The following is a 13,425-nucleotide window of genomic DNA, read 5'->3' as shown; positions in this document are numbered from 1 at the left end:
GTTTCGGTCGGATTGGTCATGTCAGGGCCTCGGCGTTACCGGAGGTGGAGGCGATATAGCGGCCGACCGCCTCGGCGATACGGCGGGCGGTCTCGTCACGGTCGAGCATGACGCCGCCGCTCGACCATTCGATGCGGCAGTCGCCCAGCGGGATGCCCGGCTCCGCCAGGATGACGAGGCGCCCGTCGAAGCCGCGCTCGGCGGCGAGCTTGGTCAGTTCGGCGCGGGCGTCCTCGAGGAGTTCATCGCTGACACGCACGACCAGATGCGGCGCGCTGCGCAGATTGGCGAAGCAGTCGGCGACGAGATCGCGGATGTCGACCAGCGGCTCGCGGGCGACCAGAGCCCCTGACAGTTTCCGCGCCACGGCCACCGCGATGTCGATGGCCTCAGCCTCCAGACGGCCCTCGAGGGTGGCCAGCGCGGCGGCGGCCACCGTCAGCCGGTCGCCGAGGTCACCGAGGGCGATGGCGCGTTGCCGCTCGATGGAAGCCATGGCCCGGGCGTCGCCGGCGATGAACCCCGCCGCGTGGCCTTCCTGGCGGGCGAGCGCGATCAACTGCTCATGGTCGGTGAGCGCGATCTGCGGCTCGGCGGCGCGCTTCGCCTCCTGCCCGAACTCCGTCTCGAAGAGATATTTGACCGGCGCTGCCACGTTCATGTCCTCAGAAGACCAGTTCGTCGTCGGCACGGTTCTTGGAGATCATGATCTCGCCCTTCGCGGCGAGGTCCTTGGCGAGATTGACGAGCACGCCCTGCGCATCGTCCACGTCCTTGAGGCGCATGGGTCCGAGCGCCTGCATGTCGTCTTGGAGCATCTTGGCCGCGCGGGTCGACATCTGCGCGAGGAAGAAGTCGCGCATCGTCTGCGAAGCGCCCTTGAGCGCGATCGCCAGCTTGTCCTTCTCGACCTGTCGGACGAGCGTCTGCGCCGAGCCGGCGTCGAGCTTGGCGAGGTCGTCGAAGGTGAACATCAGGCTCTTGATGCGCTCGGCCGAGTCGCGGCTCTGCTCTTCCAGCGCCGTGATGAACCGCGTTTCGGTCTGCCGGTCGAAGGAATTGAAGATCTCCGCCATGGCCTCGTGGCTGTCGCGCCGCGAGGTCTGCGAGAGATTGGACATGAACTCGGTGCGGAGCGTCTGCTCGATGCGCTCGAGCACGTCCTTCTGGATCGCCTCCATCTTGAGCATGCGGCCGACGACGTCGAGGGCGAACTCCTCGGGCAGGATGGCGAGCACCCGGCCGGCATGTTCCGGCTTGATTTTGGAGAGCACCACCGCGACCGTCTGCGGATATTCGTTCTTGAGATAGTTGGCGAGCACCTGCTCCTGCACGTTGGAGAGCTTCTCCCACATGTTGCGGCCGGCAGGTCCGCGGATCTCCTCCATCAGGCTGGCGACGCGGTCCGACGGCATGAACTGCGAGAGCAGGCGTTCGGTGGCGTCGAAATTGCCCATCAGGCCGCCGGCGGCCGACAGCCGGCCGACGAACTCGAGCATCAGGCTCTCCACCACGTCCGGCTCGACCGTGCCGAGCTGCGACATGGCGATGGACAGGACCCGGATCTCGTCGTCATCGAGCAGCTTCCAGATGCGGGAGGACACCTTGTCGCCCAGCGTCAGCATGAGGATGGCGGCGCGCTGTTGGCCGTTCAGCCCCTTGGCGGCGAGAGTGTTGATGCGGCCATCGGCGGAGAGGGCGGCGAGAGCGCTGCCGAATTCCGCGTCGCGTTGAATCTGGGCCACGGTCATTTCGGTTCCCCGTCATTAAGCCACTGGCGGATGATCGACACCGTCTCATGCGGGTTCTTTTCGACCAGTTCTCCGACCTTCGTGAGCGAGGCCTGATGCACCTCGCCCTTGATCTGGGCAAATTCGATCATCTTCATGGTGGCACTTTCTGCGCCCGGCACCAGCGGCGGCGACTTCATCGCCACGGTGCCGTCGCCACGCTCACCGGGCTCGCCGCCCGTGGCCCCATCGGCACGCGCCGCGGCAGTGCCGGTGCTACCAGCAGGCAGCGCCGCCGGGACCTCGTCCGGCGCCACGATGCGGCGAAGCAGCGGCCGGACGACGAACAGCATGACCAGCAGCGACACCAGCAGCAGTACCGCCAGCTCGATGGCGTAGCGGATGTCCTCCTTCGTGAAGTCGTAGACCATCCACCAGGGCCTCTCGGCTTCCGGTGCGGCGAGCTGGGGCGCCTCGGCGAAGCGCAGGTTGACGATCTCGACCTGGTCGCCGCGCCGCTGGTCGAAGCCGATGGCGGAACGCACCAGTGCGCCGATGCGCTCCAGCTCCTCGGCCGGCCGGGGCTGGTAGTTGACGTTGCCCTGCGCGTCACGGGCATAGATGCCGTCGACGAGAACCGCCACCGACACGCGCCTGATGCGACCGCCCTCGATCACCTCCGTGCGCTGGGTGCGCGCGATCTCGTAATTGACCGTCTCTTCGGTCTTGCGGCTCGCCTCGCGCGACGGATTGGCGCCGGCACCGGTCTGGTTGGCGCCGGGAAGCTCGTTGCCGACCGTGACCTGGCCGTCGCCGCGCCCCTCGTTGGAGCTGGACTGTTCCTCGCGGGTCTGGGTCGAGCGCACCACGCGACGCTCCGGATCGAAATCGTCGGAGGTCTGGGTGACGCGGTTGAAGTCCATGTCGGCGGCGACCTGGACGCGGGCCCGGCCGGGACCGACGACGGAGGCGATGATGCTCTCGACCTGCTCGCGCAGGCGACGCTCCTGGCCAGCCTTCCGCTCGTCGACGGTGGACCCCATCATGCCCGTCGCATCGCCCGCACCGTCGGCGAGGAGCCGGCCGCCCTCGTCGACGATGGAGATGCGCTGCGGCGACAGGCCGCGCACCGCCGAGGCGACGAGGTGGCGCACCGCGCGGATCTGCTGCGGCTCCAGCCCGCCGCGGACCCGGAGCACGATGGAAGCGGAGGGCTCGGTCCGCTCGCGCGAGAACAGGGCGCGCTCGGGCAGAACCAGGTGGACGCGGGCCGACTGCACCCGCTCGATCCCGCGGATGGTACGGGCGAGCTCGCCTTCCAGCGCCCGCAGCTGGTTCATGTTCTGCACGAAGGAGGTAGAGGAGAGCGCGTCGCCCTTGTCGAAAATCTCGTAGCCGACGCCGCCACCGCGCGGCATGCCGCCCTCGGCGAGTTGCAGGCGGACGCGGGCGACCTGTTCCTGCGGGACGAAGACCTGGGCGCCCTCGTTGCGCAGTTGGAACTTCACCTGCCGGCGTTCCAGTTCCTTCACGACCTGTGCGGAATCCTCCAGCGTGAGATCGGAGAAGAGGAGCGCCATCTGCGGCTGGCTCATCCTGAGGATGATGTAGACGAAGAACCCGACCAGGCCGAACGAGACCGCCCCCATCGCCGCGAGGCGGGGCGCTCCCAGTTTCTTCATGAACTCCATCATGCCGTTCAAGACGCCACCAGCCATCCGGTCCCAAGCGACGCGGCCTGCCGCCGTTCGCTGGGCAAGATTTGCCGGGTGGGTGGTTACCGGATGGTTAACGCGGCCGTGCGTTTTGGGGCGGTATGTCGATTTTACCGCAGCGAGCGCAGGACGAGCCCGATTCCGCCGGCCGTCAGCCCGAGCATCATCAGCGTGTTGAAGAGGCTGGTGGGAACGAAATAGATCGTCAGGTTGACCAGGATACCGGCGGCGATGATGATCACGCCGGCGAAGAGCAGCAGGAACCCGAAGCGCGACGAGCCGTCGAAGAACAGCATCCCGATGCCGAAGAGGATGGGAACCAGCGACAGGCCGAAGGCCGAATAGCCGCCCAAAGTCCACGATCCCCCGTGGACGGAGACCTGATTCGTCAGCAGATAGGCCCCGGCAACCGTCATGCCGAGGCCGACGAAGAAGGTGATCAGGCCGCCGGGCGTGCCGCCGGCGCCGGACAGACGGAAGTCGGCCATGTCGGGCTCCATGAGGGGCTGGGTCGCCCGCCCAGAGCTTTGCCATTCCTCCCCGCCGGGAACAAGCGCCTGCGCGTGGCCGCCGGGTAACCTCGCGTTAACCATCTGCCCGGCAATTCTTGCCCAGGACGATTCAACAAATCCGCGCGTGTTTGCGGACGGGGACCGGGCATGAGCGATACGGCGGCAGCCGACAGACAGCGCGCGACGGCCAGTGGCATGTCGGTCGGCCAGATGGCCGGCTGGCTGCGCCGGCCCGACCTGTGGATGGCCGTCGGTGTCATCGGCATCCTGATCATCCTGATCTTCCCGCTGCCGGCGATCGTGCTCGACCTGATGCTGGCGGTATCGATCATCTCCTCGGTCATGATCCTCATGACCGCGCTGTTCATCCACAAGCCGCTGGAATTCTCGTCCTTCCCTACGGTTCTGCTCATCGCCACGATGCTGCGACTGGCGCTGAACCTGGCCTCGACCCGCCTGATCCTCTCGCACGGGCACGAGGGCACCCACGCCGCCGGCCATGTCATCGAAGCCTTCGGCAACTTCGTGATGGGCGGCTCTTTCGTCATCGGCATCATCGTCTTCGCCATCCTGGTGCTGGTGAATTTCATCGTCATCACCAAGGGTTCCGGCCGCATCGCCGAGGTCGCGGCGCGCTTCTCCCTCGACGCCATGCCCGGCAAGCAGATGGCGATCGACGCCGACCTCTCCGCCGGCCTGATCGACGAGCAGACCGCCAGGACGCGCCGCAAGGACCTCGAAGACGAGAGCGCCTTCTACGGCGCGATGGACGGCGCCTCGAAATTCGTGAAGGGCGATGCCATCGCCGGCCTGATCATCACCTTCATCAACATCATCGCGGGTCTCATCATCGGCGTCGCCCAGCAGGGCATGCCCTTCCTCGAGGCGGCGCGGACCTACACGATCCTGACCGTCGGCGATGGCCTCGTCAGCCAGATCCCCGCCCTGATCATCTCAACCGCCGCCGGCCTGCTCGTGTCCAAGGCGGGCGTCACCGGCTCGGCCGACCAGGCGATGCTCAAGCAGTTGACCGGCTACCCGAAGGCGCTGGGCCTCTCGGCCGGCGTCATGGGCGCGATGGCCCTCCTGCCGGGCATCCCGTTCCTGCCTTTCGCCGGCCTTGCGGCCCTCGCCGGCTGGGCGGCCTACTCGCTCGGCGAGGAATCCAAGCGCATCGCCCGGGACTCGGACGTGGCCGAGGCCGCGGAGGTCGCCGCCGCCGCCGCGCCGCCGGCGGAAGAACCGATGTCCTCCGTCCTTAAGATCGACGACCTGAAGATCGAGCTCGGCTACGGCCTGCTGCCGCTCGTCCAGTCGGAGGGCGGCTCGGACCGACTGACCGACCAGATCAAGGCGCTGCGCCGCCAGCTCGCCTCCGACATGGGCTTCGTCATGCCCTCGGTGCGCATTCTCGACAACGTGCAGCTGCCGCCCAACCAGTACATCATCCGCGTCAAGGAGGTGGATGCCGGCCAGGGCCAGATCTGGCCGATGCAGTACATGGTCATGGATCCGGCCGGCGGTCGGGTCGACCTTCCCGGTGTCCACACGACCGAACCGACCTTTGGCCTGCCCGCGACCTGGGTCGATGCGGCGCTGAAGGAAGAGGCGAGCGTCCGCGGCTATACGGTGGTCGATGCCGCGACCGTGCTGTCGACGCATCTCACCGAGATCCTCAAGGCCAACGTCTCCGACCTGCTCAGCTATTCCGAGGTGCAGAAGCTCATCAAGGACATGCCCAAGGACCAGGGCGACCTCATCAAGGACCTCGTCCCCGGCCAGATCACCATATCCGGCATCCAGCGCGTCCTGCAGACGCTTCTCACCGAGCGCGTCTCCATCCGCGACCTGCCGACCATCCTCGAAGGCATCGCCGAGGCCGTCGCCTTCACCCGCTCGCCGGCACAGATCGCCGAGCATGTGCGCGCGCGCCTCGCTCGCCAGCTCTGCGCCCAATATGCCGGCTATGACGGCGGCCTCGCCCTCATCGCGCTGTCGCCCGTCTGGGAACAGGCCTTCGCCGATTCCATCGTCGGCCAGGGCGACGACCGCCAGCTCGCCATGCAGCCGTCGAAACTGTCCGAATTCATCATGCTGGTGCGCGATTCCTTCGAGGATGCCGCCCGCATGGGCGAGGCGCCGGTCCTCCTCACCAGCCCAGGCATCCGGCCCTTCGTACGCTCCATCGTTGAGCGCTTCCGCGCCCAGACGCCGGTCCTCAGCCAGGCGGAGATCCATCCGCGCGTGCGCCTGAAGACGGTCGGCAGCGTCTGACGCCGCCCCGGACCGGGACGGTCGGTTAACCCTGCCTTCATCCTTTCATCGACGCCCGGACTGGCTGCGCTAGAACAGCGTGTGGAGGGGGTCTGTCCCATCGGGGCGAGGCTTTTCGATGAGGTTCCGCATGTCTCCTGCCAGGGCCGTTCTGGCCACCATCACCGTCAATTTCGTCGTATGGACCCTGATCATCGCCGCCGGCGTCCATTACCTGATCTGATCGCGGTCACCACAATGACGAAAGGCCCCGGCATCGACAGCCGGGGCCTTTCGCATTCGGGACCGGTCCTCACGCCTTCGGTGGGCGCCCGTCGGGCGTACTGGTGATCTCGCCGCTCCTGACGCGATCGGCATGGGAGGTCGTGCCGCCTGCGGCCAGCAGCTTGGCCTGGCCGATCCAGTCCTCGCGCTCGATGCGGCCGGGGAAAGCGAGATAGCCGCCGACCCACTGGGCCTCCCTGGGGGTCCAGGCGGCGATCTGATCGAAGTGGAAGACGCCGAGCGCATGGAGCCGCGCTTCGTTCTGCGGCCCGATGCCCCGGATCAGTTCGAGTTCGTCGGCCTTGCCGGAGCGCGGCGTGGCGACACCCTGCGGCTTGCTGCCCTGTGCCATAGCCTCCGACGCCGCCACGGCGCTGGCCGACAGCGGGGGCGACGCGACAGCCTCGCCGACCAGGCCGGCCACCGCGGTGGTGGCGCCGGCCACCGCCTTGACCGCTTCGGTGCCGGAGGTGAAGGCCTGCCCGGCGACAGCCATTTGCTGCAGCGGCTCGGCTGCCGCATCCTCGGCCTTGTCGGTGAAGACGCGGGCGAAGGCGCCGACGATGCAGCCGAGGAGATAGGCGGCGCCGAAGAGCACCATCGTGTCGAGCCAGAGGCCGGGGCGCCCGGGCACCCAGTTCAGCGCGGCGGCCACCACCATGAGCGCGAAGACGGTCATGGCGAGCGCGGCCCATGCACTCCGACCCTTGTCCTCCCGGTCGGACGTGATCCAGCCGACGGCGAGGCCGCCGGCGAGGGCCAGGAGGAGCGGAGCGGTGAAGGTTTGAACGAGATACAGCATCACCCTCTCCTCAATTGCGCGGCAGGACGTGGAATTCGACCCGGCGGTTGAGAGCGCGGCCCTCTTCCGAGTCGTTCGGGGCGACAGGCTTGGAGGCGGCATGGCCGACCACGACCAGTGCCCGCGCCTCGACCCCGCGTCGCAGGAGTTCGCTCCGCATCACGCCGGCGCGATCCTCGGACAGCTTCTGGTTCTGTCCGGTCCAGTTGTGGCTGTCGGTATGGCCTGCCACCTCGATCCGCGCCTCGCCGCCGCAGCGCTTGACCGCAGCCGCGAGGCGGTCGAGCACCGGTCCATGCTCGGCGCGCTGCTCCGCCTTGAAGTAGTCGAACAGGATGCGGTCGCCCTCGAGCGCGGTCTGGATGATCGCGCTGCAGTCGGGCGGCGGCAGCCAGAGCGGTGCGGGGGAGGGCGGGGGCGGCATGGCGGCCGGCGCCGGCGGTGGTGCCGCCGCAGAACCGGCGGCATTCGCGACCGTTGCGGCGGCGCCTCCCGAACCTGCCACCGACGATGCGCTGGCCGACGGGGTGGGAGCCGGCGGCGCCCCCGCCGTGGGAGCAGAGGCTGCCGCGGCAGCGACGGTTCCCGATCCGGAACTCCCGGAGGTCGCTGCGACCGGCGCGGTCGGCTGAGCCGCGACCGGCGGCAAGGCCGGTGGGACGACGGGAAGCACGACCGGCGGCAAGGCCGGCGGGACGACGGGAAGAATGAGTTGCTGCACGGGCGGCGCCATGGCCTCCAACGACGGCGGTGGCACCGGCACCACCGGCAAAGGCAATTGCTGGGCGACCGGCGCGAGCGTTTCGAGCCGCGGCAGCGGCGCGACGAGATCCGCCGAGAGCGGCGGTGGCGCCGGCGGCGGCGGAATCTCGGCCGGGGGCAAGGCGATGTCGGTCATCGCGACCACCGGCGCACCAACCGCGGCGAGAGCCTGCCTGACGCTCATCGCGACGCCGGCATCCGGCGCGCGGCCGGCCAGCGTCAGCCTGTTGCCGTTGATCTGGGCCGAGCCTTCGGTCAGGCGGAAGAGCTGGGTGAGGGCCGCCTCCGTCAGCTCCGCATAGTTGACGCCGTCGGGAAATCCGCCTGCGAGCCGCATCTCGTCGACGACGCGCAAGCCTCCGGCAACCCGTCCGGCCAGCGCCAGAACCGCCGCCTTGGCGGCTTCCGACGGGGCGAAGCCTTGCAGAGTCAGTGCATCCGGAGACCTCTGCGCGCTCCAGCTGAAGAGCGACACGACGGGCGGCGCGACGATCAGGTCGCCGATCGAGAACCCGTCCTGGGTGCCGCGCACCGCGCCGGCGAGCCGGTCGAAGGCGGCCGGATCGGCCGCGACGCCGGTGAACGAATAGACGGTGCCGGCGATCTTCGCCGTGCCGCTGGCGAGGCCCTTCAACTGATCGATGGAGGAGAGCGCCTTGGCCTCCAGATTGGCGGGAAGTCCGCCGATGACGGTCATGGCGTCGGTCACAGGACCGGTGGTCGAGGCACGGGCGGCGGCCAGGATCCGGTCGCGCGCCTCGGGGGAACCGATCGATCCGACGAGCCGGATGGCACCGTCGGCAGACTTGACCGCCGACCAGTCTGCCTCAGGCGGCAGGATCGCCGCGGGCGGCGGCGTCTGCGGCACGGCGCGGCCCGGCACGGCGACGTTGATGCCACCGCTGGTGATCCCCTGCGGCAACGCGCCCAAGGCGCTTTCGATCACGGCCTTGGTCGCGGCATCGCCGGCCGTGCCGGTGAAGCGGAAGGCCGTTCCGGTCAGCGTCGCCGATCCGGACGTGACCCGTCCCAGCTGTTCGAGCCCCAGTTCGGCCGCACGGGTAGCGGTGGTGGGAATGTCGCGCGCCAGCGTCATCAGATCGCTGACCTCGGCGCCGGACACCGCCCTGCGCGCCGCCTCGACGAGACGGGCCCGCGCGCCGTCCGGCGCGACCTGGCCGGACAGCGTGAGGGTCTGGCCTTCACGCCGCGCCGACCAGCCGAAGGGATTGGCGGCCGGCAGGAGATCATTGGCGGCATCGGCGCGGCGAACGCCGAACTGGCCCTCGGCGGCAGTCTCGGCCACGGCACCCGCGGCGAGCGCCGGGCCCGTACCGGTGATGACCGCATCGCGCCCGCGGACGCTGACGACCGCCCAGGGCTTGCCGTCGACGGTGGACGTCGCGGCGATCGCCCGCGTCGCACGGGCGGCCAGATCGGCTTCGATGCTGTTCTGTTTCCACCACAGGGAACCGCCGGCCAGGAGGGCGAGCGGCAGCAGGCCTGGAAGCCAACGACGCGGCTGATGCAACATGAAACTCGTCCTCACTCGTTCACCGCCGCTGTGCGGCCGGCTTGTCCCGCCTCGCCTGCGCGCCGCAAGCAGACCAGGCGGACGGGTTTCAAGGAGATTTCGGTGCGGAACGCCACGCGAGTCAAGATCGGCATTACCGAATCGGTCATGATTTATCCGGCAGGCTCCGTTTCCGGAACGCGCGGGGGACAACCGGCGTGAGTGTGGAGAGCATCAGGCCCACCCAGGCGGTGGCTCCAGTCGAGCCCGTCAACCTGCGCGCAGCGCTGGAGGCCCTCGGCGCGAAGGCCGGCGAGGCCGTCGCCGCGCGGGTGGCCGCCATGTTGCCCGAAGGCATCGCCCGGCTCGCCATCGGTACCGGTACGCTCGACGTCAGGACCAGCCAGCCGCTGGTGCCGGGAACCGACGTCATGCTGACGGTGGAACGCGGCGGCCAGGCGGTGAGAATCGCCCTGGCGGAGGCCGGGCTCGCCACCCTGCGCAGCATGCAGGGTTCACCCGGAGCGCCGGCCCGGACCACCGCAGCACCTGCTTCCGCCGGCACCGCGTCGGTGCCCGGCGCAGGGACGGTCACCACCGCCCTCGTCGACCTCCTGGCACGCGGTCTCGTATCGTCCGGCGCTGCCAAGCTGGTGGAGGGTGGGCAGGTCGCGCTGGCGGCGCGTGGCACATCGAACCCGGCTCAGGTTGAAATGGGTGAGAACGGCGCCTCGCCTCCGAAAGCGCTCCGCGAAGCCCTCGTCCAGGGCGTCCGGGCAGCCGCCGGGCGGCAGGAGAGCCTGACCGCGCTGTTCGCCGACCTCACCGCCGTGGCCCAGGGCCGCACGCGGGCGACGATACCGGCGCCGGTCGCCCGCGCCATGGCCGAGGTCCTCGGTTTCCGCGTGCCGGCGGAGGCCCTGGCGACGCCGGCGGGACTGGCCAGGGCACTGCAGGATTCCGGCGCGCAGCTGGAGGCGAGGCTCGCGGCGCTGCCGCCGGGAATGCCACTGCCACCGGATCTGAAGGCGGCGCTGCAGCGGCTGCAATCGGCCCTCGCCGGCTGGCCGGCGGGTCTCGACGACCCCGCTGGGGGTCAGGCCGCCGCGAAAACGTCGGGTCACGAGCGCCCGCCGCTCCGCGGCGCCCTTCCCCATGGCCAGCCGGTCCAGCAGAGCCAGCTTGGCGCGGCCTCGACCCCTGCCGAGGTGGCGCAGATCCTCACCGAACGCACGGAAGCCGCGCTGGCGCGCATCACCCTGCTGCAGGCCGCCTCGCTTCCCGACATGCGCGACGGCATCCGCCCGGACCTGCAGGGTCTGACCACGCTGGAAGTGCCCCTGCGCGTCGGCGTCGAGACCGCCGTCGTCCAGTTCCAGATCCAGCGCGACCGGGACGAGGCGGACGAGCCGACGGCCCGCTCCCGCAAGGCCGGCGACTGGACCATGCGTTTTTCGCTCGATGCGGAGCCCCTCGGGCCGATCCATGCCGCCGTGCGCTGGCACGACGGCCGCGTCGGCATCCAGCTCTGGGCCGAGCGGGACAACGTCGCGGCGGCGCTCGAAGCCCAGCGGGCGGGACTTTCCGACGCCCTCGCGGCCTCCGCCTTCACGGTCGAGCGGCTGACCATCGCATCGGGGACGCCGCCCGATCCGCGCACCCCGACCGGCCTGCCCCGCCAGCGCCTGGACCTCTCGTCATGAGCGCGGAGGACATCCCGGTTCGCCCCACCATAGCGGTGGCGCTCGAATATGACATGGGCAAGGACGCCGCCCCGCGCGTCACCGCGTCCGGGCGCGGGCTCGTCGCCGAGAAGATCATCGCCACGGCGCGCGAACACGGCGTCGCCATCGAGGGCAATCCGCTCCTCGCCGAGGCCCTTTCGGGTGTCGCGGTGGACGACCATATCCCCGAAGAACTCTATCGTGCCGTCGCCGAGGTCATCGGCTTCGTGCTGCGTGCCGCCGGCAAGCTGCGCTAGGCCGATCTTCCACAGCGGAGGCATTTAGCCGTCTGGCGGGCCCGGCAGCGTTCGATTATAGGCTGATAACCAAGAAAATCCCGGGAGGACAGCATGACCCACGTCGACAGCGCGCCTGCGAGGCCCTGGACGAAATTCTATTCGGTCGGCATGCGCCACACGATCGACGAGGCCCCCTATCCCAATCTCGCCGCCATGGTCCGCTCCGTGGCGCGCACCTTCGGGGCCAAGACCGCCTTCTCGCTCTGCCTGCCCAACGGCATGGGCGGCTCGCTGACCTATGCCGACATTGACCGCCTGTCCGACGACTTCGCGGTCTATCTGCGCGAGGTCCTTAGGCTTGAGGCCGGCGCGCGCGTCGCGCTGCAGACGCCGAACGCCCTCGCCTTCCCGATCGTCGCCTTCGGCGTCTTCAAGGCCGGATGCGTGCTCATCAACGTCAATCCGCTCTACACCGCCGAAGAGATGGGCAATGTCTTTGCCGACGGCGACCCGGACCTGCTCGTCATCATCGACATGTTCGCCGACAAGCTGCCGGCGGCCTTCGCGCGCCACAAGGTCCGCAACGTCGTCGTCTCCTCGATTACCGACTTCATGCCCTGGCTGCAGGGCACGCTGGTCGGCCTCGTACAGAAGTACAAGGACAAGTCGGTGAAGCCGGTTCCGGTGGAGCACACGACCTTCCGTGCCGCCCTCGCCGCCGGCGAGGCGCGCAAGGCAGGCGTCAAGGTCACCGCCTATGCCGAGACCGTCGGCCTCGATACGCTCGCCGTGCTGCAGTATACGGGCGGCACCACGGGCGTCTCCAAGGGTGCCATGCTGACCCACGGCAACCTCGTCATCAACATGGCGCAGGCGCTGGAAATGGTCGCGTCGAACATGGTCAAGGGTGAGGAGACGATCCTCACCGCGCTGCCGCTCTACCATATCTTCGCCTTCACGGTGAACATGCTCGGCTACTGGGTGCTCGGCGCCCACAACGTGATGGTTCCCAGTCCACGGCCGCTGACCAACCTGCAGAAGGCCTTCGAGAAGTTCCCGATCTCGACCCTGACCGGCGTCAACACGTTGTTCAACGGGCTCAACAACGAAGCCTGGTTCCGCGACAACCCGCCCAAGGCTCTGAAGAGTTCCTGCGCCGGTGGCATGGCGTTGCAGGACGCTGTTGCCAAGCGCTGGCACGAGGTGACGGGCACGCCGGTGATCGAGGGCTACGGCCTGACCGAATCCTCCCCCGTCCTCACCTTCAACCCGCTCGATGCGGTGCGGGAAGGCACGATCGGCGTTCCCGTTCCCTCCACCGACATCAAGTGCGTCGACGACGAGGGCAAGGAAGTGCCGCTTGGCCATCCCGGCGAACTGATCGCCCGCGGGCCGCAGATCATGGCGGGTTACTGGCGCAAGCCCGACGAGACCGCCCGCACCGTGCGCGACGGTTGGCTCTACACCGGCGACATCGCCACCCAGGACGCGGACGGCTATTTCACCATCGTCGACCGCAAGAAGGACATGGTGCTGGTCTCCGGCTTCAACGTCTTCCCCAACGAGGTCGAGGATACGCTGGCCAAGCACCCCGACATCCTTGAAGTCGCTGTCGTCGGCGTGCCGGACGGCGCAGCCGGCGAGGCGGTCAAGGCCTTCGTCGTCCGGAAGCCGGGCTCCGATATCTCCGCCGAGGAAATCCGCGCCTTCTGCAAGGAGCATCTGACCGGCTACAAGGTGCCGAAAACGGTGGAGTTCCGCACCGAGCTGCCGAAGTCGAACGTCGGCAAGATCCTGCGCAAGGACCTGCGCGCCGAGGAAATGGCGAAGGCACCGAAGGCCTGAGGGCCTGCCCGCAGGGCGGCCGCGCACGGCGGCCGCCTTTCCCCT

Annotated in this window: 11 protein-coding genes; 4 read left to right on the top strand and 7 right to left on the bottom strand. The window is 68.9% G+C overall.

All coding sequences use genetic code 11. The annotated features are described in order from the left end of the window. Nucleotides 1-16 precede the first annotated feature (16 nt). The 4 genes from fliH to Q8O26_RS12240 all read right to left on the bottom strand — a co-directional run bounded on the left by fliH (nucleotide 17) and on the right by Q8O26_RS12240 (nucleotide 3,933). A complete protein-coding gene (fliH, locus tag Q8O26_RS12255) occupies nucleotides 17-655 on the bottom strand; it encodes a FliH/SctL family protein (protein ID WP_305575958.1) in 639 nt (212 codons plus the stop codon). A 10-nt stretch (nucleotides 656-665) separates the two neighbouring features. Further along, a complete protein-coding gene (gene fliG / locus Q8O26_RS12250) occupies nucleotides 666-1,751 on the bottom strand; it encodes a flagellar motor switch protein FliG (protein WP_305575956.1) in 1,086 nt (361 codons plus the stop codon). After that, the gene (fliF, locus tag Q8O26_RS12245; RefSeq protein ID WP_305576119.1) at nucleotides 1,748-3,433 is read right to left on the bottom strand and encodes a flagellar basal-body MS-ring/collar protein FliF; all 1,686 of its coding nucleotides are present in this window, start codon (nucleotides 3,431-3,433) and stop codon (nucleotides 1,748-1,750) included. Before fliF ends, fliG begins: the two co-directional genes overlap by 4 nt. A gap of 122 nt (nucleotides 3,434-3,555) precedes the next feature. Beyond that, nucleotides 3,556-3,933 carry a hypothetical protein gene (locus tag Q8O26_RS12240; RefSeq protein ID WP_305575955.1) on the bottom strand — a complete coding sequence of 126 codons (378 nt, stop codon included), beginning with the start codon at nucleotides 3,931-3,933 and terminating at the stop codon, nucleotides 3,556-3,558. Between the two features lie 171 nt (nucleotides 3,934-4,104). Between Q8O26_RS12240 and flhA the strand changes: the two genes are divergently transcribed. Beyond that, nucleotides 4,105-6,231 carry a flagellar biosynthesis protein FlhA gene (gene flhA, locus Q8O26_RS12235; protein WP_305575953.1) on the top strand — a complete coding sequence of 709 codons (2,127 nt, stop codon included), beginning with the start codon at nucleotides 4,105-4,107 and terminating at the stop codon, nucleotides 6,229-6,231. Nucleotides 6,232-6,523: 292 nt separating this feature from the next. Here flhA and Q8O26_RS20755 read toward each other — a convergent pair whose 3' ends face one another. From Q8O26_RS20755 to Q8O26_RS12220, 3 genes are read right to left on the bottom strand one after another with little or no spacing between them, the layout of a single operon-like run. Continuing rightward, nucleotides 6,524-7,297 carry a hypothetical protein gene (locus Q8O26_RS20755; RefSeq protein ID WP_371134549.1) on the bottom strand — a complete coding sequence of 258 codons (774 nt, stop codon included), beginning with the start codon at nucleotides 7,295-7,297 and terminating at the stop codon, nucleotides 6,524-6,526. 10 nt (nucleotides 7,298-7,307) lie between these two features. Further along, nucleotides 7,308-9,593: an OmpA family protein gene (locus Q8O26_RS12225; RefSeq protein ID WP_305575951.1), complete on the bottom strand. Its 2,286-nt coding sequence runs from the start codon at nucleotides 9,591-9,593 to the stop codon at nucleotides 7,308-7,310. Between the two features lie 11 nt (nucleotides 9,594-9,604). After that, entirely contained in the window at nucleotides 9,605-9,742 is a 138-nt protein-coding gene (locus Q8O26_RS12220; RefSeq protein ID WP_305575949.1) for a hypothetical protein, read from the bottom strand. A 48-nt stretch (nucleotides 9,743-9,790) separates the two neighbouring features. On the opposite strand from Q8O26_RS12220, the gene Q8O26_RS12215 reads away from it, so the two are divergent. The 3 genes from Q8O26_RS12215 to Q8O26_RS12205 all read left to right on the top strand — a co-directional run bounded on the left by Q8O26_RS12215 (nucleotide 9,791) and on the right by Q8O26_RS12205 (nucleotide 13,380). Further along, nucleotides 9,791-11,275: a flagellar hook-length control protein FliK gene (locus tag Q8O26_RS12215; protein WP_305575947.1), complete on the top strand. Its 1,485-nt coding sequence runs from the start codon at nucleotides 9,791-9,793 to the stop codon at nucleotides 11,273-11,275. Then, the gene (locus Q8O26_RS12210) at nucleotides 11,272-11,553 is read left to right on the top strand and encodes an EscU/YscU/HrcU family type III secretion system export apparatus switch protein (RefSeq protein WP_305575945.1); all 282 of its coding nucleotides are present in this window, start codon (nucleotides 11,272-11,274) and stop codon (nucleotides 11,551-11,553) included. The genes Q8O26_RS12215 and Q8O26_RS12210 overlap by 4 nt, the downstream gene beginning before the upstream one ends. A 93-nt stretch (nucleotides 11,554-11,646) precedes the next feature. Next, a complete protein-coding gene (locus tag Q8O26_RS12205; protein WP_305575943.1) occupies nucleotides 11,647-13,380 on the top strand; it encodes an AMP-binding protein in 1,734 nt (577 codons plus the stop codon). Nucleotides 13,381-13,425 lie beyond the last annotated feature (45 nt).

The organism is Phreatobacter sp. (genome assembly GCF_030691135.1).
GTDB lineage: Bacteria > Pseudomonadota > Alphaproteobacteria > Rhizobiales > Phreatobacteraceae > Phreatobacter.
This window is presented reverse-complemented; position numbering and strand designations above follow the sequence as displayed.